This is a genomic window from Gordonia sp. AC31 (assembly GCF_031844505.1).
Taxonomy (GTDB): domain Bacteria; phylum Actinomycetota; class Actinomycetes; order Mycobacteriales; family Mycobacteriaceae; genus Gordonia; species Gordonia hongkongensis.
In genome coordinates this window covers 53245-74554 of the sequence record NZ_JAUZVK010000003.1, presented here as the reverse complement: position 1 = coordinate 74554, position 21310 = coordinate 53245, and the positions used below count along the sequence as shown (strand labels likewise).

Annotated in this window: 13 protein-coding genes and 1 pseudogene; 8 read left to right on the top strand and 6 right to left on the bottom strand. The window is 69.7% G+C overall.

Annotation, left to right across the window (positions count from 1 at the left end):
- Positions 1–19 precede the first annotated feature (19 nt).
- Positions 20–1582 (bottom strand): NAD(P)/FAD-dependent oxidoreductase, encoded by a 1563-nt coding sequence (locus Q9R39_RS04700; RefSeq protein ID WP_058252722.1) that lies wholly within the window; start codon positions 1580–1582, stop codon positions 20–22.
- A gap of 191 nt (positions 1583–1773) precedes the next feature.
- On the opposite strand from Q9R39_RS04700, the pseudogene Q9R39_RS04695 reads away from it, so the two are divergent.
- Positions 1774–2337 (top strand): annotated as a pseudogene (locus Q9R39_RS04695) (TetR/AcrR family transcriptional regulator); the annotation flags it as partial.
- 150 nt (positions 2338–2487) lie between these two features.
- On the opposite strand, the gene Q9R39_RS04690 reads toward Q9R39_RS04695, so the two are convergent.
- The 3 genes from Q9R39_RS04690 to Q9R39_RS04680 are packed head-to-tail and all read right to left on the bottom strand — an operon-like array spanning position 2488 to position 6883.
- Positions 2488–3906: a condensation domain-containing protein gene (locus Q9R39_RS04690; protein ID WP_211538105.1), complete on the bottom strand. Its 1419-nt coding sequence runs from the start codon at positions 3904–3906 to the stop codon at positions 2488–2490.
- Positions 3907–3912: 6 nt separating this feature from the next.
- Positions 3913–5409, bottom strand: coding sequence for a condensation domain-containing protein (locus Q9R39_RS04685; protein WP_211538103.1), 1497 nt, complete (start codon positions 5407–5409; stop codon positions 3913–3915).
- 16 nt (positions 5410–5425) lie between these two features.
- Positions 5426–6883, bottom strand: a complete 1458-nt coding sequence (locus Q9R39_RS04680) for a condensation domain-containing protein (protein ID WP_247451892.1) — start codon at positions 6881–6883, stop codon at positions 5426–5428.
- Positions 6884–7483: 600 nt separating this feature from the next.
- On the opposite strand from Q9R39_RS04680, the gene Q9R39_RS04675 reads away from it, so the two are divergent.
- The 3 genes from Q9R39_RS04675 to Q9R39_RS04665 are packed head-to-tail and all read left to right on the top strand — an operon-like array spanning position 7484 to position 10230.
- The gene (locus tag Q9R39_RS04675) at positions 7484–8485 is read left to right on the top strand and encodes an ATP-binding cassette domain-containing protein (RefSeq protein WP_065632819.1); all 1002 of its coding nucleotides are present in this window, start codon (positions 7484–7486) and stop codon (positions 8483–8485) included.
- A complete protein-coding gene (locus Q9R39_RS04670; protein ID WP_269554203.1) occupies positions 8482–9312 on the top strand; it encodes an ABC transporter permease in 831 nt (276 codons plus the stop codon). Before Q9R39_RS04675 ends, Q9R39_RS04670 begins: the two co-directional genes overlap by 4 nt.
- A gap of 39 nt (positions 9313–9351) precedes the next feature.
- Entirely contained in the window at positions 9352–10230 is an 879-nt protein-coding gene (locus tag Q9R39_RS04665; RefSeq protein WP_058252728.1) for a glycosyltransferase family 2 protein, read from the top strand.
- Between the two features lie 28 nt (positions 10231–10258).
- Here Q9R39_RS04665 and Q9R39_RS04660 read toward each other — a convergent pair whose 3' ends face one another.
- Positions 10259–11590 (bottom strand): glycosyltransferase, encoded by a 1332-nt coding sequence (locus Q9R39_RS04660; protein ID WP_231742518.1) that lies wholly within the window; start codon positions 11588–11590, stop codon positions 10259–10261.
- Between the two features lie 179 nt (positions 11591–11769).
- Between Q9R39_RS04660 and Q9R39_RS04655 the strand changes: the two genes are divergently transcribed.
- Genes Q9R39_RS04655 through Q9R39_RS04640 form a run of 4 tightly spaced genes read left to right on the top strand, consistent with a single transcriptional unit; the run spans position 11770 to position 17297 of the window.
- On the top strand, positions 11770–13122 hold the full coding sequence (locus Q9R39_RS04655; RefSeq protein ID WP_254859556.1) for a glycosyltransferase: 1353 nt from the start codon (positions 11770–11772) through the stop codon (positions 13120–13122).
- Positions 13119–14588: a hypothetical protein gene (locus Q9R39_RS04650; RefSeq protein WP_058252731.1), complete on the top strand. Its 1470-nt coding sequence runs from the start codon at positions 13119–13121 to the stop codon at positions 14586–14588. The genes Q9R39_RS04655 and Q9R39_RS04650 overlap by 4 nt, the downstream gene beginning before the upstream one ends.
- 31 nt (positions 14589–14619) lie before the next feature.
- Entirely contained in the window at positions 14620–16002 is a 1383-nt protein-coding gene (locus tag Q9R39_RS04645) for a hypothetical protein (protein WP_058252732.1), read from the top strand.
- On the top strand, positions 15999–17297 hold the full coding sequence (locus Q9R39_RS04640; protein ID WP_058252733.1) for a glycosyltransferase: 1299 nt from the start codon (positions 15999–16001) through the stop codon (positions 17295–17297). The genes Q9R39_RS04645 and Q9R39_RS04640 overlap by 4 nt, the downstream gene beginning before the upstream one ends.
- Before the next feature lie 64 nt (positions 17298–17361).
- On the opposite strand, the gene Q9R39_RS04635 is transcribed toward Q9R39_RS04640, so the two are convergent.
- Entirely contained in the window at positions 17362–21204 is a 3843-nt protein-coding gene (locus Q9R39_RS04635; protein ID WP_058252734.1) for a multifunctional oxoglutarate decarboxylase/oxoglutarate dehydrogenase thiamine pyrophosphate-binding subunit/dihydrolipoyllysine-residue succinyltransferase subunit, read from the bottom strand.
- Positions 21205–21310 lie beyond the last annotated feature (106 nt).

The window sequence follows — 21310 nt, the reverse complement described above, 5'->3', positions numbered from 1 at the left end:
CTCCTGTGGGTGGGTTCGGTCAGGCGTTGGCGGTGGCGGGCGACGCGATGTCGTCGCCGGTGGCGGAAGCGGCCGGCACCGCGGGTGCGGCGGATCGCCGGGCACCGCGGGTCACATCGTAGGCGGCGACGTCGAAGGAACGGGTCGTCTGCCGGAACGCGAAGGTGAAGCCCGGCCACAGCGTGGTGATGTTGCCGTTGGCGTCCTTGTACCAGGAGGCACACCCGCCGTTCACCCACACGCTGTTGCGCAGCTTGTGCTGGATTCCGGCGTTGAACTCCTGCTGGGCGGACAGCTTCACCTCGGTCCGGGTGATCCCCAGCGCGCGAGAGGTTTTCAGGTAATCGACGAGGTAGTTCAGCTGCGACTCGATCATGTACACCATCGAGGTGTGGCCCAGCCCGGTCGACGGGCCCACCATCAGCATCATGTTCGGGAAGCCGTGGACGAACGAGCCCTTGTAGCCCTGCATACCGATCTCGTTCCACACCTGCGCGAGGCTGCGGCCGTCCTTGCCGATGATCTTCTCGAACACGGGGGAGTCGGTGACGTGGAATCCGGTGGCGACGACGATCACGTCCACCTCGCGGACGGTGCCGTCCTTCGACACGATCCCGGTCGGGGTGATGCGGTCGATGCCGTCGGTCACGAGATCGACGTTCGGGCGGGCGAGGGCCGGGTACCAGTCGTTGGACCGCAGGATGCGCTTGCAGCCCACCTGGAAGGTCGGGGTGGCCTTGCGCCGCAGCTCGGCGTCGCGGCCGATGCCGCGCAGGATGTTGGCGCGGCAGAGCAACTCGACCGGCTTGAGGGCCTTGGGGGAGTAGGTCAGACCGAACGCGACGACCTCGTTGGCGGCGTAGATGCCACCGCGGACCGCGGATTGGTACCCGGGGATGTTCTTGTAGGCCCAGTGCTCGACGGAGCTGTAGGCGCGCTCGGTGCGGGGGACGATCCACGGTGCGGTCCGCTGGTACACGTCGAGGCGCCCGGCGACCTTCGCGACCTCGGGAACGAGCTGGATCGCCGACGCGCCGGTCCCGATCACCGCGACGCGCTGCCCGCCGAAGTCGTGGTCGTTGTCCCAGCGCGCGGAGTGCACGATCTTGCCCTCGAAGGACTCGATGCCCTCGATGTCGGGGAGGTTGGGCTCGCAGAGCGGGCCGACACCGCCGACCAGGACTCGTGCCCGCACTTGATCGGTCTTGCCGTCCTGCAGGGTGTCGATGATCCAACGGCCCTCGTCCTCGTTCCATGCGGTCCGCGTCACCTCGGTGCCGAAGCGCGCCTTCGCGCCGATTCCGAACCGGTCGGCGACCCCGTTGATGTAGTCGTGGATCTCGGGCTGGTGAGAGTAGGACCGCGACCAGGTGGGGTTCTTCGCGAACGAGAAGGAGTAGAGCTGCGAGGGGACGTCGCAGGCCGCGCCCGGGTAGGTGTTGTCGCGCCAGGTCCCGCCGAAGTCGCTGCCGCGATCGAGGAGGACGAAGTCGTCGAAACCGTTCTGCTTGAGACGGACCGCGGCGCCCAGACCCGAGAAGCCGGCACCGATGATGGCGATCTCTACATCGTTCGTTGTCATGGTGTCACCATAAGGTGGTACTGAACACGTGTCAATAGCTATTGAACAACCCTCAATAGAGGGTAGGCTGGCCGCGTGGCCAGTAGACGAGGATGTGCGCGGTGTCGGTGATCAACGGCAAGACGATCAGCGGCGAGACGACCGGCGACGACGGAGGTGACCACCGGCGCGCGCCGCACAAGCGCACGCGCATGAGTCCCGAGGCACGTCGTGACCAGCTCATCGACTACGGGCTCGCGATGGTCAGGGACCGGCCGTTGGAGGAGATCACGATCGACGCAATCGCCGATGCCGCCGGGGTGTCGCGCGCCCTGCTGTTCCACTACTTCGCGTCGAAGCAGGAGTTCCACGTCGCGATCGCACAGGCCCAGGCCGACCGGATGCTCGCCCGCACCGAGCCGGACGAGTCCCTCGGCGACCCGATCGCGATCCTGGCCGCGTCGATGGCGGCCTTCGTCGACTACGTGAGCGAGAACCGGACCGCCTACACCGCGCTGATCCGCGGCGCGTCGAGTTCGGACGCGGCGATGCGGGAGGTCGTCGACCGCACCCGCGAGGTGATGGTCGGCCGGGTTCTCGACCATGCCCCCGTGTTCGGGGTCGAGGTGACGCCGATCGTCGAGATGAGCGTGCACGGTTGGATCGCGTTCGTCGAGGAGACCACGATCCGCTGGCTCACCGCCGAACCGATCGACGCCGAAGCGCTCACCCGGGACGAACTGCTCGCCCTGATCACCGCCGCGCTTCCCGCCCTGCGGCGGCGACGATCCAGTAAAGGCCGGGGACCGGGTTCAGATCCGCTGACCGCCGACCGGTCCCGTGCGGCGGGTGCCGGTTGGGACCGAACGACCGCGCAGGAGCAGGCCGAGACCGACCATCCCCTCGCGACCTCTCAAACCTGGTGATCAGAGACCGACCACGTGCGCGGTGTCCGCGCCTCCGTCCAGCTCCTCGATGTCGGTGTCGCCGGCCGCCGCCAGTTCGACGCCCGCCCGCAGGGTGCGGATCAGCTCGTCGGTGAACCGGCGGATGGTGCGATGCGCGGTCAGCGTGTCGGGGTGCCGGGCGCGCAGCGCGAGTCCGTCGTCGGTGCGCGAGATCCAGAACTGCGCGTCGTCGGCGGTGGTCGCGTTCGAGATGTGGTGGGCGTCGATGGTCCGGTGCCGGTCGGCGCCGGGGAGCAGCCGGTAGTCGACATAGGACACCATGAAGATGTCCGAACGGGTGCGACGGAGTCCGCCCATCGCCTCGATCACCTGTGGGACGGGAACCTCGCCGAGCGCGACCGCGCGACGGAGCTCGGGCCCGGTACGCCGGATCGTCTTCAGCAGGTCGCCGGTGCCCACGACCCGCAGCGGGGCATTGGTGGTGAACCATCCGACCGCGTTGCGCCACCTCTCTTCCCGTCGCGTGTGCATCGGGAACAGAAGGGGCAGTTCGGGTCCGCCGCCGCAGCGGCGCACGGCGTCGGCCATCGCGGCCAGCGTCCCGCCGAACACGCTCGCGCCGCTGCGCCGGCACAACTCGGCGAACTGCTCCGTCGCCCGCCGGTCGAGGAGTGCGCGCACCTCGGTGGCCTGTGGCGCGGTGGCGCCGGGTTCGACCCCGAGATCCAGCGGGAAGGTGGGCAGTGTGCCGTCCCGGTCGTCGAAGAACCGAAGCCACCGGCGCATCCGCGGGTCGGACAGTGCGACCGGGGGCGCCTGTGACTCCGCGGCGCAGAAGTCGACGAAACTCCCGCTCATCGCCAGGGCGGTGGGATCGAAAAGCTCGCCGTGGCAACGGAATCCGTCGTACAACCGGTGCAGGTCGTCGATGACGATGGAGATCGAGTAGGCATCCACATGGGAGTGGTCGAATCCGCAGATGATCGTCGACGCGTCGTCGCGGTCGATCGCCGCGAACAGGAACGCGGGGTAACCGAAGGGGTGACACGCGTGATCGAGGGTGTCACGAAGCCGGTCGCGCAGGACGGTGTCGGCGGTCGTGTCGACCACGCTGCCGAGGTGCAGGACCAGGTCGTCCGGATCGTATGCGTGTCGCCGGATTCCCGCGGGGCCCGCCGAGAACGACGACCGCAGGGTGCCGTGCCGGGCGATGAGCGCCCGGTAGGCGGACCCGAGCGCCGCACGGTCCACGCGCCCGCGGACGGTGAACGCGGCGGCCAGCCACGTACTCGAGTCACCGGCCGTGGCCAGGTGCACGGTCTGGTTGAACGACGGTGGTACGTCGGACATCTCGGGCCGGGCGGCCGAGACGTCCACGGTCCAGGTCAACAGCTCGCCGGCGGGCGGGCAGTAGCGATCGATGGTGGTGACGTGCACGCCCGCTCACGCTCCTCTGCGTAGCGCCGTGTCGGTGGGCGGGGCAGATCGCCCGGAACCGGCCGCCGGCGCCTGGATCCGCCGGTCGCCGATGGCGGCGATGTCGGTCATGATGTCGCGTAGCCGCTCGTAGTAGGGGCGGGCCACCGACTCGGCGAAGCGCGTGCCCGGGATCTGGCTACCCAGGTAGAGCTCGTCGTGGTCGCGATTGATCCACGCCGACGCGTTGGCCGTGCGCCCCTCCCCGGTGAACAGCGCACCGCGCCGGAAGGCCTCGCGCGAGGTGCCGGGGAACCAGCGGAAGTCTATGTACGACAACAGGTTCGGTGCGGTGATGATCGCGTCCGGGGTGGCCCCGGCGGCGGCGATGGCGGCCAGTGCGGCGGCGACCGGGACGGCGGCCAGGTCACGAGCGCGGCGACGGGCCGCATGAGCCGCCGGGATGAGTTCGGAGAACGTCGACGCACCGGCGAGGGAGAACTCGACCGGGGCGAAGTTGCAGAACCATCCCTGCGACGTCGCGTACCCGTCGAGCGCGGCCCGGGTGTTGAACACCGTCATGCCGTAGTAGTCGTCGGCGCCGGCCAGTTCCCGGTCCGCGACGGCGATGGCGGCGTAGATGCCGTCGACGAACCGACCCCCCGCCGCCCGGCAGACGGCGTCGAAGGCGACGATGCCGGCACGATCGAGCAGTGAGACCTCGACCCCGGCCACCTGCGCTGTCTCTCCCGGCCCCAGGCCGAGGTCCAGTGGGAAACGCGGCATCTGGAGGTCGTGGCGTCGGAAGATGTCCTGCCATGCCCTGGTCTGGGGCGATCCGGCCAGATGCACGGCGGTCACCTCCGCTTCCGCGGCCGCATAGGCGAAGTAACTCCCGGCGGCGGGCGTCGCGGGGTCCGACTCGGGGTGGCCGTGCCCGTCCGGCCGGATCAGTTCGGCGTAGATCTGCGCGATCTCGTCGAGGGCGAGGGCCTGTGAGGCGCCGTCGGAGAGCGCGTGATCGCACGCCAGGAAGATGGCGAAGCCGCCCGGGCGGCGGATGGCTCCGAAGGAGAAACCGGGGAAGGAGTCGCTCGGGGTCTCGCGGTCGAATCGGTCGACGAGATAGGGGTGGATGTCCTCGGTGCTCGCCAGTTCGCCGTCGACGTGTGCCTCGAACTCGATGTCGGACGGCTCGACGACATGGGCGGTGACCTCTCCGTCGCGGCATTCGAACCAGGTGCGCAGCACCTCGTGTCGCCGGACGAAGAGCGTCAGGGCGGTCCCGAGTGCCACGGTGTCGAGGTCGCCGTCGATCTCCGTGCCCGATCCCAGGTACCCGCGATGAGTACGGCCCGCGGCCCGGGCCACCGCAGCACCGCGGACGTGGTTCTGGGCCAGGAAGGTCACCGGTGCGGTGTGGGCGGGAGTGGCCGCCGCGGCCTCGCGGCACGCCTCGGTCGGATCGAATCGCACGGCGGTCCCCGGTTGTGGGCGCCAGTTGCCCATGGCCGTGATTCTCATCGGGTCCTCTCGTCGGTCATGCGGGGCGGGCGCCGTCGATCGCGGTGGCGCCGGCGAAGTTCGCGTGGGTGTAGGAGGACAGGGCCAGTCCGGTGCCGGTGGTGGCGAGCACTCGCAGCACTGTCGCGTAGGTCGTGACGAGGTCGCGCATGCTCGCGTCGGCGGGGTCATGGCCGGGATGCCGGGCGGACAGGGTGATCCCGCCGGGTACACGCGCGATCCAGAGGTAGACCTCGCGGTCCGACCGTGAGCCGCCCCGCAGGATCTGCGCGCGGGCCGCCTCCCATTCGGCCGCCCCGGGGACGTGGCGGATGTCGAGATACGACACCACGAACTCGGGTTCGCCGCCGCTACCGAGCAGTTCGACGATGCGCTGATAGGGGAAGGACGGCAGATGGCGCACGGCGTCGATGGCGGCCGCGGTCGCGTCGAGCGCGTCGTCGAACGTGTGGGCGGCGGTGAGGTCGACCTCGAGCGGCGCCAGACCGACATACCAGCCGACCGACCCGGCATACCGTGCCTCGGATCGGGTGTGCATCGGCATCGTGAGCCGCAGCGTGGCCCGGCCGGTGAGTGCGCGGAGGGTGACCGCGAGGGCGGCGAACACCGCGGTCTGAGTACCGTGTCCGCGCGCACGCGCCGTCGAGGTCATGAAGGTCGCCTGGTTGTCGGTGGCGACATACTCGGAGATGCCGCGCTGGCGCGGGGTGCGCGCACGGTCCCGGGTCTGCAGGTGCGGACGGACCAGCGGGAGGTCGAAGCCCGGGGTCTCGGCGGAGCTGTCCAGAAAGGTGCGCCATTGTGCGACGACGGGGTGATCGACGGTGAGTCCGAGTCCCACCGCCCGATCGTGGACGCTGAAGTCGAGGTGGCTGCCGACCTCCGCCATCTCGGTGGACGAGCCGCGCCGTGGGGAGAGGTAGAGCCGGCGGATCTCGCTCATGCTCAACAGGATCGAGTACGCATCCATCACCACGTGGTCGGCGGCGAAGGCGACGGTGAAGCCGCGCTCGGATTCGATCGTGGCCACGATGCAGTGCGGCCACCGCGTCGGCGCGAGCCTGGTGTCGAAGACCGCGGTGAGCAGCTCGCGGACGTCGTCCCCGGAGTCGAATCCGCCGACCGCCTCGGCGTCGACGCCGAGATGCGCTCCGCCGTAGGTGCGGCGGCCGTGGTGCGGGTCGTCGGCTGTCGGGTCCGAGGTCGAGCGGAGGGCTTCGTGCCTGGTGATCCACCCGCGCAGGCAGGCATCGAAGTGCTCGTCGTCGAGATCGTCGTCGATCTCGAAAACCGCCCCGAGCCAGGAGGTCTCGTCGGAGTCGTAGGCGGTCGATCGTCGTATCGAGGCGGTCTGGTCGTAGGTGAACGGTCGCGGATCGGTGTGCCAGCCCGCGGAATCCGCGCGTGTGGTCGGTGTCCAGATCGTCACCGTCCCGGGCGGGACGGGATAGTCGGACAGTTCGGTGAACTTCATTCGCGGTCGTCCATGCGTCGGTCATCCGTTCTCGGGCCGCGACGCCATGCCATGCCTTCGCCGGCATGGCCCCCCGGCCCATGAGTTCTGATCTGAGACAACAGGAATCGCCCGTACCCCGATGCACGCGCACGACCTTGTCCGACGACGTCCCGGAGGTCTCTCCGGTCGAACGGACCGCATCACGGTCGCCTGTGTCTGAACCGAGCCTAAGCGGTCACATCGGACACGTGCAGCGGCAGGAGTCCGTGAGCTTGATCACGGGGACGGTGTCCAGGTGTGCACGGACGCACCGTCGGTGTCGGAATCGCGCTGCGAGACAGAGGTTTTTGATCCGAATTGGGTGTTCGGCCTTGCGGTCAAGGGCGTTTCGTTGCGTTCATGTAAAGAACTCATGACGAGCGGCTGCCGCACAGGGGTGGCATCGGAGGGAATGCGCGGTCAGGCCGCGTTGCGCCGAAATGCATTGCCGGGCAGCACGGTATGCCGGGACAGGTCACGTTGCGGCGTCCGGAGAGCTCACCTACCGTGGGCCGAGAAGGGTGCCGGCAGCGGAGCGAGCGGGCCCACTCGAAGTCAAATACACGCATCGGGGGTGCCATGTCCACGACCGTCCCGGCCATCGAGGCCCACGGTCTGACCAAGCAGTACGGCGGGACGCGTGCTGTCGACGCCGTCGACCTCCACGTACCCGCGGGCGGGGTGTTCGCCCTGCTCGGAACCAACGGTGCGGGCAAGACCACCACCGTGCGCATGCTCGCGACCTTGCTGCGCCCGGATGCCGGGGGCGCCCGGATCTTCGGGCACGACGTCGTCGCGGAGGCGACGGCGGTTCGATCGCTGATCGGGGTCACGGGGCAGTATGCCTCGGTCGACGAGGATCTCACCGCCCGCGAGAACCTGATGATCTTCGGTCGCCTGATCGGTTCGTCGCGTCGCCGCGCCCGGGTCCGTGCCGACGAACTGCTCGAGGAATTCGGGCTGGGTGCGGTCGCCACCCGCCGGGTGGGGCACTTCTCCGGCGGGATGCGCCGGCGCCTCGATCTCGCGGCTTCGCTGATCACCCGGCCTCGCCTGCTGTTCCTCGACGAGCCGACCACCGGACTCGACCCACGGACGCGGGCGCAGATGTGGCAGACGGTTCGTGAGATGGTGTCGCGCGGTTCGACCGTATTGCTGACCACCCAATATCTCGACGAGGCCGATGAACTCGCCGATCACATCGCGGTCATGGATCGCGGCCGGGTGGTCGCCGACGGGACCGCCGACGAATTGAAAGCCGGAGTCGGCGACATGAGTGTGAAACTCGAATTGGCCGATGCGGACGATCTGATCGCCGCGGCAGAGGTGTGCGCGCCGTTCACCGCGAACGGCGAGGCGACGATCGCGCGCGGCGAGGGCATCCTCGTACTGCCCATGTCCGACATCGATCCCCTCGCCGACATCCTCGGTGCGCTCCGCGCGCGCGGGCTCGGGCTGACCTCGGTCAACGTCGTACGCCCGACCCTCGACGAGGTGTTCTTCGCGCTGACCGACGGGGGCGACCCCACGCGATCGGCACCGATGGCGGCACAGGCGGATTCGGCGGGAGCCCGCGCATGACCACCGGTTCCCTGCAGCCGAGCGCACTCGCCGCCGGCGACGCCCCGGCCGAACCCCACGACCGGGTTCGGCCGACCGCCGCGGTGATGCAGTCACTCACCATGACCCATCGTGGCCTGCTGAAGATCAAACACAACCCGCAGCAGCTGTTCGACGTCATCGTGCTTCCCATCGTGTTCACGGTCATGTTCTCCTCGATCTTCGGCGGCGCGATCGCCGGGAACGTGGTGGGCTACCTGCCGCTGCTCATTCCCGGCGTACTGGTCCAGGTGTGTGTCGCGGCGTCGGTGGTCACCGGCGTCCAGCTGCGCGAGGACCTCGATCGCGGGGTGTTCGACCGGTTCAAGTCGCTGCCGATCGCGCGCATCGCGCCGCTGGCCGGCGCACTGGTGGCCAACACGTTGCGGTACGTGGTGGCCTCGGCCATCACGGTCTGCGTCGGGGTGATCATGGGGTACCGGCCGGCGAGCCCCGTGGGGGTCGCGGTCGCCTGCGTCCTGATCGTGGTGGTGGCATTCTCGCTGAGCTGGATCTTCGCGCTGCTCGGCGTCCTGCTCGACAAGGCGTCGACCGTCCAGGGCGTCTCGATGCTCGTGCTGATGCCGATCACCTTCGTGTCGAACGCCCTCGTCCCGATCGACACCATGCCCGGATGGATGCAGGCCTGTGCGTCGGCGAATCCGGTGTCCCATCTCGTCACGGCAGCGCGCGGACTGGCCGCGGGCGAAGACGTGGGAACCGACATCGCCTACACGCTCGTGGGCGCGGCGGCCGTCCTCGCCGTCGTGGTGCCGGTGACCCTGCGGACCTACATGCGGCGGACCTGAGTGTCCGCACCGAACCGATCAGCGCAAGGAGTAGCCATCATGGGCACGCCGCTCACCTTCTCGGTGGTCGTCCCGGTCTTCGACGAGGAGGACACGATCGGCGACTGTTTGACCCGCCTGGCCGCACAGTTCGACCAGATCACCGAGATCGTGGTGGTGGACAACAACTCGACCGACGGCGGCCGGGCGGTGATCGATGCCTGGTGTTCGGCTGATCCCCGTGTCCGGGTGATCGACGAAGCACGACAGGGGTTGGTCTACGCGCGCAACGCCGGACTCGACGCCGCGACCGGTGATCTCATCGCCCGCATCGACGCCGACACCCGGGTGCCGCCGGACTGGGCGCGGACGATCGTGGAGTTCTTCACCGCGGATGTCCGCGGTGACTGGGCGGCCCTGTGCGGGCGCGGGGAGGCCTACGACGTGCCGCTCGCCGGCAGGTTCGACCGGTGGAAGACCCGGCTGCACCCGCTGAACAAGTTGCGGAGCGAGAAGTCCGTGTCCGAGGTGCCTGTCCTGTACGGCTCGAACATGGTGCTGCGCCGTGCGACCTGGGTGCGGATCCGGGACCGTGTCAGCATGCGACGCAACATCTTCGAAGACGTCGACATGGGACTGTGTGTCGGTGACGCCGGGGGCCGTAACGCGTTTCTCCGCTCGCTGACCGTCGGGGTGTCACCGCGCCGGATGGAGACCGGCATGGTGCCGTTCGTCCGCTACATGAGTTTCCTGCCGCGAACGTTCCTGCTGCACCGTCGCTTCGGGTTGGCAGCGGGTTCGGCGGCGGTGTACGTGCCCGCTATCACGGTCGCGCATGCGCTACGACTTGTCGTGTTGCGGTCCTACGACTCCCGGACCGGGCGCGTCGACCCGCGAAACCTGTTGCGGGGCGGTGGTTCCGATCGAGTCCTCCCGTAGGGTCGGGCGGTCGGTCGGCGTTCCGGGATCAGCCGGCGCCGCGCACCGTCGTGACGCGCACCGTGTCCTCGACGATGTCGGCCGCCGTGTGTACGGCCTCGTCGGGGGCGATGAGTCGACTGCGGAGCTCGGCGGACCGTCCCCGGACCTCGGTGTCCAGGATCGTGTCGAGGGCGCCGATCAGCGACTCCGCTGTCACCCGAGCCATCGGCAGCGTGGCCCCGACCGCGGCCTTGCTCACCGCCCGGCCCCAGATCGGCTGATCGGCGCCGACCCACGTGATCAGCGTCGGCAGGCCGGCACGCAACCCGGCGGCCACCGAACCCGCGCCGCCGTGGTGGACCGCGGCCCGACACCGCGGCAGCACGGTGTCGTGATCGACGTGTCCGACGACGCGGATCGCATCCGTGAGTCCCGATGCCTCGGATTCAGATGTGGCAGAGCCGGATTCGGTCGACATGAAACCGCTCCAGCCGCCCGACACCAGCAGGCGGATCCCGAGTCGCCGCGCTGCGGTCCGGAATGCATCGGCCAGACCGTCGGGGTCGGCGGGCAGCATGCTGCCGAAGCCGACGTACACCGGGGCGTCGCCGGCGTCGAGCCAGTCGGCCAGCGTCCCCGCTCCCGAGGCCCCGTCGAGTCCGGCGTCGCCCACCCCGGCGCGTTGCGCGGCCGCAAGGGTGAAGAACCCGACCAGCGGCCGGCGCCGGCCCCACTGGGTCGCGAGTCCGTCGAAGAGGGCCGGATCGTAGGCCTGGATCTCGGGAACGCCGGTACGGCCGATGAGTTCGGAATACGGGTGGTTCAGCGGCGACAGTCCGAGATCGGCCCGCAGCGTGGTCTCCGCCGAGCGGGTGGCGAGCCACAGGGCGCGTTCGGCGACGCGCCAGCTCAGGTCGTTGACGATCGCCGGGGCGTCGATGCCCAGGTGCGCGAGCAACGACACCGAGCTGTTGCGCCGGATGGGGCAGTAGTGCAACGGGATGTGGGGGATGCCGAGGACCGCCGAGACATTGTGGGCGCGTTCCTGACCGGCGCTGCTCGCGATGATCGCATCCGCGCCGTCGGCGAGTTCGAGCAACCGCTGCTGCATCGCCCGGCCGTCCCGCACCGACATCGCCGACACCGCACGCAACCGGGTCCGGGGGTTCTTCGACCGCATGTCCTCCCGGACCATCTCCGAGTCGAGCAGGGCACGGGTGCTCGACCCGTACGACTCGGTGGGAACCCCTGCGCCGCTGCCGAAGTCGACCAGGTCGGGTGGCAGCGCGAGAGTCGCCGTGTGGCCCCGGCCCACGAGCTCGGCGGCCAGGGCGACGGCCGGCTGGGCATCGCCGCGACTGCCGTTGACTGCGATCACGAACCTCAACGTCGAACCCCTCACGTCTGGGTGCGGTCGGATGGGCGACCCGTGCCCGGCGGTGGCGGATCGGGACCGATTCTAAACACGGTCGGCCACCGCGGCGCGCGGCCGGAGACCGGGATCACCACCCGGCCGGGAACCAGGATCACCGGGCGGTCGGCATGAGGATCTCGTTCGTGATCAACGGAACCCGCGGGGACGTCCAACCGGCGACGGTGCTGGCCTGCGCGCTCGCGCGGCGCGGACACGACGTCCGTCTCGGGGTGCCGCCCAACATGATCGGGCCGGCTCTCGATTGGGCAGACGGCATCACCGGGCTCGAGGTCGTGCGTCTCGGCTTGGACACCCGGGCCCACCTCGAGTCGGTGGCGCGAGCCCGGAAGCAGGCCGGCCGTCATCCGCTGCGACGGCTGCGCGTGCTGCTGTCGCTCCGGAACGCCGGGTGGGACCAGCTCGTCTCCGACATGGCCGAGGTCGTCGACGGTGCCGATGTCATCGTCACGGGATTGATCACCGAACAGCCCGCTCTCGCCTTCGCCGAGTCCGCCGGCGTCCCCCTGATCTCCCTTCATCACGCGCCGGTGCGGCGTAACAGTCGGGTCGCACCGGTGCCCGGTCACCTCCCGGGCGGACCGCGTGCCGTCCGGACGCAATGGGTCGCCTACGACGCCGCGTTCGCCGTCCTCACCCGACGGCGAGAGCGCCGGCTGCGCATGCACCTCGGGTCGCCCGGGTCGTCGGCGTCCTACGCCGCCCGACTGCGGGCAGCGCCCGGCCTCGAATTGCAGGCCTACGACCCGATGTTCGGCGTGGAGCACGAACGCAGGTGGACCGCCGACTCCGCGGTTCGTCGTCGTCCGACGGTCGGTTTCCTCGGATCGCCGGCAGACCAGCCCGTCGCCGGGTCCGACGCGCTCACGTCCTGGCTCGACGCCGCGGACGCCCCGATCTATGTCGGATTCGGGAGCATGCCGCTGCGGGGAGAGGCGGCCACCTTACGCGTCGTCACCGAACTCGGTCGGCGGCTCGGTCGACGAGTCCTGGTGTGCGCCGGCTGGACCGAAATGGACGCCGAGGTCCGGGCCGAGATCGCATCCGAGGCGGTGCGGATCGAGTCCCAGGTCGATCACCGCACGGTCTTCGGCCGATGCGCGGTGGTGGTCCACCACGGCGGCGCCGGAACCACGGCGGCCGTTCTGCGCGCGGGCCGGCCGTCGGTCGTCTGCTGGTACGGCGCGGATCAGCCGTTCTGGGGCGCCGAACTCGAACGCCTGGGGGTCGGCGTGGCGATGCCCATGGCCCGCGCGGGACGGGACCTGGACGTGGACCGGTTGACCGACGCCGTCGCGTCGATGCTCGATCCCGCAGCCGCCGAGCGGTCCGGACGGCTCCGCGACGCCCTGGTGGCCGAGGATGTGGCGCTCGGGGACGCCGTGCGCGAGATCGAGCGTTCGGTGACAAGCTCGAGCACGGGGCCACGGCTCCCACAGGGACCACACAGTCACAGCGCAACGAAGGTGGACGTATGACGACGACGAAGTCGCCCATGGCCGAACAACCCGACGCCGGGCGGGCACCGGGTCTGCGTGGCCTCGCAGCCCGGCTCCGCGACGAGCGGGCGGCGATCCGAGGCGAGCGCCTGACCTCCGAGGACGCCCCGTTCTGGTTCGTCACGCCGGCACTCGGCTGGTCGGTGGTGCTCCAGCTCGTGTGGGTGTTCGACGAGGAGGTCTCGATCGAGACGCTGACCGCGATGAACGCCGCGTTCGCGCGAGGGCGCCTCAACCGCATGCTCGTCGTACCGGATGTCGTCGGAGCCCGCCCGCGGTGGGTTGCCGCGCCCGACGCACCCGGGCTGGCCGCCGACAGCCGACCGGTGCCGGAGGCGGAGATCGACGACTGGGCGACCGCCGAGATGTCCTCGGTTCCCCTCGACGCCGAGGGCGGGCGGTGCTGGCGCCTGCGGTCGGCGCCCACCGCGTCGGGTGGAACGGTGGTGTCCCTCTGTGCCCTGCACGTCGTCACCGACGGTCGCGGCATGCTCGCGGCGGCCGCCGAGGCCGCCTCGGCGTCGGAGGTGCCACTGGCTCGCGACGCGGACCGGGCGTCCGGGGCCGATCCGGCGGCGACGACGCGTCCGCCGGTCTCGTGGCGGCGGCAGCGGATCGGCGACCTCGCCGACGCCGGGTCGCAGGCCGGCGCGGTCCTCGCCGGGCTCGTGCGGGCGGCACTCGAGCAGCGCAAGGCCGGTGGCCCCGAACCCGACCCGCGTCCGGTCCGCGCGCCGATAGCCGAACGGTCGCCGGCCGCCGACTTCACCTGGGCGACCGCGACGGTCCCCGCGACGGACTTCGACCGGGTCGCCGCCGAGCACGACGGCACCGCGAACACGCTGTTCATCGCGGTGGTCACCGGCTTGCTGCGCTCCAGTGGCCATGCGCCGCTGCCGAATCCGATCAAGGTCGGGGTCCCCGTCGACCGTCGTGAGAGCGAGGCGGACACCCGGTCCAACCCGATCGCCGGTGTGTCGGTGTACCTCACCGACGAGCCGGTCGCCGGTGGCGATCTCGGCGGCATCCGGGCGGCGTGCAAGGCGGCTTTCGTCCGGCTGTCGGAGGGTCGCCGGGCACCGCACATCCACCTGCGGCCGTTGGCCTGGTTCCTGCCGCCCGCGGTCATCGTGAAGCTGGTCAGCGCGGGCAACGGGATCCCCGACGCGGTGATCTCCAACCTCGGCGACATCCCCCCGGAGGCAACGGTGCTCGGCGGGCGGTCGGCGCGCAAGGTCGCATTCCGCGGCATGGCTCAGGGCGTCGACGCCTCGGTCGGCCAGCGCTTCGGTGACGGCGTCCAGTCGTGGCTGGTCCGCACCCGTGATCAGGTGACCTTCACCGTGCTCGGTTGCGACGAGACGAGTTTTCCCTCCGATGCCGTGGTCGCGGACCTGCTCGACCGGGAACTGACGGCCTGGGGTCTGCCCCATGAGATCTGGTGATCATGACACCTCGTGAAGCTGAGGAGCACACGTGACGGCAACGGCAACCGACACCCGTCCCGCCGAGGTACTCCGCGTGACCGGCCCCGACGAGTCGTACCTGCTCGTCGCGGAACTGTTCGGGATGGGTGCGCCCATCCAGATCACCTGGGTCTTCGACGACGACCCGGGGGACGCGGCGATCGAGTCGTTGTGCGCCGGACTCGCGGCCGGGCCGCTGCATCGTGCGGTGTCGCGCCGTCGGGTCCCGTTCGCCCGGCACCGCTGGGTGCGATCGACGATGCCGGTCCGACCCGGGCCGGTGGCGGTCGTCGAGGCCGACGCCGTCGGGGAGTGGGCCGACGCCGTCCTCCGCGCGAGCCGTCTCGATCCCGTGCGGGGAACCGGTTGGCAGCTCGACTCGGCTCGGATCCGCGGCGGCGGGCGCGCGGTGTCCCTGCTCGCCTCCCACATGATCACCGACGGTCACGGCCTCTACCGGCTGGTGGCCGACGCCGCGGCGGGCCGCACCGCCGGTCTGCCCGCTCCCGTCAGCGGACACTCTTGGGAGGCGGTCCGCGCCGACGCCGCCGACGCCGCCGAGTCGGTGCGCGCAGCCGCCCGATCAGCGCGAATCCTGATCCGCGAGGCCCGGGCGGCGCGAGGCACCGACACCGGGTCCGCCGACACCCGATCCGCGCCGGAATCGTCGCGTACCACGCGTCCGGCGAGACCACGGTCCGCGCCCGAGCCGGACACGACGCTGGCGACGGTCGACGTCTCGGCAACCGAATGGGCCGCGCGCGCCACCGAGCACGGCGGTACCGGCAACTCCCTGTTCACCGCCTTGCTCGCCGGTATCGTGCACCGTTCGGGTCGCCCGCTCGACGGTCCGATGAAGGTGTGCATAGCGGTCAGCAAGCGGGACGGCGACGACGACAACCGCGCCAATGCGTCGGGCGGGGTGTGGATCCGCCTTGCCGACCCCGTCGAACCGGACACCGACCTCACCGCCATCCGGTCATCGAGCAAACGGGCCTTCGTCGACTACGCCGAGTCCGGGGCCGATCAGGCCGCCGACAACCTGCAGCCGATCGTGCGCATCCTGCCGAGACGACTCATCGGTCGGTTGATGCGCGGAATCCCCGGACCCGACACCACCGTGTCGAATCTCGGGGCCACGCCCGACTCGGCGATGCGGATCGGCGGTCATACGGCGTCCCGGTTCGCCATCCGCGCGGTGATGCAGGGGATGCCCGCCCAGGAGCGGCGCGAACGCGGCCCGGCGGTCGCCGCCTGGGCGGTCACCTACGGCGACACCGTCACGCTCACGTTCTTCGGCATCGACCCCGACGATTTCGGCGATCCCGTCCGGCTGCGCACACTGATCGCCGACGAGTTGACCGCCTGGCGGATCGGACATCGATTCTGGTGACGCCGGCACACATCGCGATCATTCTGTACGGCAGCCGGGGCGACATCCAGCCCGGTATCTGCCTCGCCCTCGAACTCCAGGTGCGCGGCCACCGCGTGAGCGCCCTCGTCCCGCCGAACCTGGCCGGCCTCGCGCGGGCCACCGGCGTCCGCGACGTCCACGAGATCGGTCTGGACTCCGACACCGCGTGGTCGTCGGAGGACGCGCGGTCGGCGCGCAACAGTCGTAACCCATTGGCGCGGATGGCGTTTGCGTTGCGGACGGTCCGCGGCGGATTCGACGCCCTGGACGCCGCGCTCGAGCGACTCTTCATCGCGGGTACGGCGCCGCTGCACGACACCGACCTCCTCGTCGTCGCGCCGCTGTGCCAGGACCGCGGGCTGGCGGTCGCCGAACATCTGGGCATCCCGCTGACCGTGCTGAGATACGGCCCGATGTCGGAGAACGGACTCCTCGGCGCCGTACCGGGACTCACCGACAGATGGTCGCCGGAGTGGAAGCGGCGCTCCTGGCGCCTCGCCGACCGGTTGACCTGGGCCGCGACCGCATGGAACGAGAATCGGTTCCGGCGCCGACTCGGGCTCGACCGGGCTCGGCGACCGCTGCCGGTGCGGCTGAACGCCTCCGGGATCCCCCAGATCCAGGCCTACGATGCGGAGATGGTTCCGGGCCTCGCCGCGGAGTGGGACGATCGCAAACCCGTCGTCGGATTCTTCGACCTGCCCGCGGGAAGCCGGGCGGGTATCTCCGAGATCGACGCCGGGGCAACCGATCTCGGCCGATGGCTGGCCGCCGGCGAAGCTCCGCTGTTCGTGACGTTCGGCAGCATGCCGATCCTCGACCCGGAGGCTCTGATCGCCCGCTGGCGGACAGCCGCCCGTGCCCAGGGGGTGCGCTGCCTCATCGCCATGGGAGATCCGACCGGAGTCGATCCCGACGACCCGGACGTGTTCTACGTCGCGGGTGTGGACCACGCGTCGGTCCTGCCGCGATGCGCGGCCGCAGTCCATCACGGCGGCGCCGGCACCACCGCGGCGAGTCTGCGGGCCGGCCTCCCCACCCTGGTTTGCGCGGTCACCGCCGATCAGCCGTTCTGGGCTGAACGGGTCCGTGCCCTGGGCGTCGGGGCGGCCGTCCGGCTGTCGAGTTTCACCGACGACGACGCGCGCGCGGGTCTCGCGGTCCTGTTCGACGACGGAACCCGTTCGGCCGCTGCTGCTCTCGCCCGCCGGATGACGCCCGCCGACAAGGCCGCCGCGGCGGCCGCCGACATCTGCGAAGCCCGGCTGACCTAGAACCCACAGACGACTGCGGCCACCGACCCTCTCGGGTCGGTGGCCGCAGGCGTCGTCTGGCAGGTTACTCGCCGAAGGCCTCGTCGAGGATCTCCTGCTGCTCCACCGCGTGGACCTTGCTCGATCCCGACGACGGCGCGGACATCGCGCGGCGCGAGACCCGGCGCAGTCCGCCGAGCACATCCGGCAGCACCTCGGGCAGCCAGAGGCCGAGGAACGGCCACGGACCCTGATTCGCGGGCTCTTCCTGGACCCACCGGAACTCACTCGCGTTGCCGTACTGCTCGAGCGTCTTGCGCAGGCGGCGGTGCGGCACCGGGTAGAGCTGCTCGATCCGGACGACCGCGATGTCGTCGCGCTTCTCCTTGTCGCGGCGCGCGGCGAGTTCGTAGTAGAGCTTGCCGCTCACCAGCAACACCCGCTTGACCTTGCTGCGGTCCGCGCCGTCCTTGAGGAAGTGCGGGTCGTCGATCACCGAACGGAACTTGTCCTCGGTGAAGTCCTCCACCGGGCTCACCGCGGCCTTGTTGCGCAGCATCGACTTCGGGGTGAAGACGATGAGCGGACGGCTGATGCCGTCGAGCACGTGGCGGCGCAGCAGGTGGAAGTAGCTCGCCGGCGTCGACGGCAGCGCCACCGTCATCGAACCCTCGGCGCACAACTGCAGGAACCGCTCGATGCGGCCCGAGGTGTGGTCGGGTCCCTGTCCCTCGTGGCCGTGCGGCAGCAGCAGCACGACGTCGGAGAGCTGGCCCCACTTGGCCTCGCCCGAGGAGATGAACTCGTCGATGATCGACTGCGCGCCGTTGACGAAGTCACCGAACTGCGCTTCCCACACCACGAGGGCGTCCGGGTTGCCGACGGAGTAGCCGTACTCGAAGCCGACGACCGCGAACTCCGAGAGCGGGGAGTCGAAGACCATGAACCGGCCGCCGTTGCTCTCCTCGTCTGCGGGCTGCAGGTGGTTGAGGGGGGTGTACTCCGAGCCGGTGCTGCGGTCGATGAGCACCGAGTGGCGCTGGGTGAAGGTGCCACGGCGCGAATCCTGGCCGGACAGACGCACGGTGCGCCCCTCCATGACCAGCGACCCGAACGCCAGCAGTTCGGCGAACGCCCAGTCGATGTTGCCCTTGCGGGCGGCCTCGGCGCGGCGCTCCAGGACCGGCTTCACACGCGGGTGCGGGGTGAAACCGTCGGGCACGTTGACGAACGCGTCGCCGATGAGCTCGAGCGTCTTGCTGTCGACCGCGGTCACCAACTTCGTCGGCAGCGTCTGGTCGGCCTCGACCGAGGGCGACGGCTCGACACTGAACTTCTCGAGTTCCTTGACTTCGTTGAAGACGCGCTCGAGCTGTCCCTGGTAGTCGCGCAGAGCGTCCTCGGCCTCCTTGGTCGAGATGTCACCGCGGCCGATGAGGGCTTCGGTGTAGCTCTTGCGGACGCCGCGCTTGGTGTCGATCACCTCGTACATCGCCGGCTGCGTCATCGACGGGTCGTCGCCCTCGTTGTGTCCGCGACGGCGGAAGCACACGAGGTCGATGACGACGTCCTTGTGGAACGCCTGGCGGTAGTCGACGGCGAGCTTCGCGGCCCAGACGCAGGCCTCGGGGTCGTCGCTGTTGACGTGGAAGATCGGTGCGCCGATCATCTTCGCCACGTCGGTGCAGTACTCGGTCGAGCGCGAGTGTTCCGGTGCGGTGGTGAAGCCGACCTGGTTGTTCACCACGATGTGCACGGTGCCGCCGGTGCGGTAACCGGGCAGCATCGCCATGTTGAGCGTCTCGGCGACCACACCCTGACCGGCGAACGCCGCGTCGCCGTGCAGCATGAGCGGGAGGATCGGGAACCGATCGTCCTCGTCCATGAGGTCCTGCTTGGCGCGCACCAGGCCCTCCAGCACCGGGTCGACTGCCTCGAGGTGGCTGGGGTTGGCGGTCAGCGACACGTTGATCTCGTTGTCGCCGAACATCTGGTAGTACTTGCCCTCGGCGCCGAGGTGGTACTTCACGTCGCCCGATCCGTGCGCCTGCGACGGGTTCAGGTTGCCCTCGAACTCGGTGAAGATCTTCGAGTACGGCTTGCCGACGATGTTGGCGAGCACGTTCAGACGGCCGCGGTGCGGCATGCCGATGACCACCTCGGAGAGGCTGTGCTCGGCGCTCTGGTCGATCACCGCGTCCATCATCGGGATGACCGACTCGGCGCCCTCGAGCGAGAAGCGCTTCTGCCCGACGTACTTGGTCTGCAGGAACGTCTCGAACGCCTCGGCGGCGTTGAGCTTGCTCAGGATGTACTTCTGCTCACCGACCGGCGGCTTGACGTGCTTGATCTCGACGCGTTCCTGCAGCCACTTCTGCTGCTCGGGCTCGAGGATGTGGGTGTACTCGACACCGACGTGCCGGCAGTACGCGTCGCGCAGGATCGACAGCACGTCCCGCAGCTTCATCTTCTCCTGGCCGTGGAACCCGCCGACCTTGAAGCTGCGGTCGAGATCCCACAGCGTCAGCCCGTAGTTCTGGATGTCCAGATCCGGATGGCTGCTGCGCGCATCGCTGTCCATCATGAGGGGATCGATGTCGGCCATCAGGTGGCCGCGGCTGCGGTAGGCCGCGATCAGCTCGAGGACGCGGGTGCTCTTGTCGACGAGGCCGGCGGGCAGGTCGCGACGCCAGCGGATCGGCTCGTAGGGCACGTGGAACGCGGTGAAGATCTCGTCGTAGAAGGCGTCGTCGATCAGCAGCTCGTGGATGGTGCGGAGGAAATCGCCCGACTCCGCGCCCTGGATGATCCGGTGATCGTAGGTCGACGTCAGGGTCATCAGCTTGCCGACGCCGAGTTCGGCGATCTGCTCGTCGCTCGCGCCCTGGAACTCCGCCGGGTACTCCATCGCGCCGGCGCCGATGATGGCGCCCTGGCCCTTCATCAGGCGCGGCACCGAGTGCACGGTGCCGATCGTGCCCGGGTTGGTGAGCGAGATGGTGACGCCGGAGAAGTCGGCCGCGCCGAGCTTGCCGTCGCGGGCGCGACGGACGATGTCCTGGTACGCCGTGTAGAACTCGGCGAAGCCCATCGTCTCGCATTCCTTGATCGCGGCGACGACCAAGGTGCGGTTGCCATCCTTGCCGACCAGGTCGATGGCCAGGCCGAGGTTGGTGTGCGCGGGTGTGACGACGTTCGGCTTGCCGTCGATCTCGGCGAAGTGCCGGTTCATGTTCGGGAACGCCTTGATGGCCTGCACGATCGCGTAACCCAGGATGTGGGTGAAGCTGATCTTGCCGCCTCGGGTCCGCGCGAGGTGGTTGTTGACGACGATCCGGTTGTCGATCATCGCCTTGGCGGGCACCGCACGGACGCTGGTGGCCGTCGGGATCTCCAACGACAGCGCCATGTTCTTCGCGATGGCCGCGGCGGGACCGCGCAGGACCTTGTTGCCGTCGGCGCTCTCGGACTTCTGTGCGTCCGACTTCGCGGACCCGGACTTCTGGGCCTCGGGCGCGGCGGTCTTGCCCGCCTCGGGCTTGGGCTGCGAGCGGGCCGACCCGTCGCGGCTGGCGACGCTGTGCCCCGACGCCGCCTTCGTGGCGGTCGACTCCTTGGCGGGGGTGGGTTTGCGCGGTGCCGTGCGCGCCGGGGTCTGATCCAGGGTGACCTGCTTGCGCGGCGTGGTCTCGGTGGCCGGCGCGGAGGTGTTGCGTGCCGACCCGTTGGTCGACGCACTCGTGGTCGAGGAGGAGGACGAGGTGGCCGCTGTGGTGGCCGAAGTCTTTGCGGCAGTGGGCTTTGCGGAATTCGAGGGCGGAGCGGCGGCCGGGGCGGAGCCACCGTTGTCGCCGGGTTCGTAGTTCTTCAGTAGTTCGTGCCAACTCGGGTCGACCGAGTTCGGGTCTTCTTGGTATTGCTGGTACATTTCCTCGACCAGCCACGTGTTCTGTCCGAAGTCTGAAATCGAACTGCTGCTCACAGCGGTATCTCGCCTCAATTCCCTGAAGGTGCCGGGTTCTCTGCCACGCGTC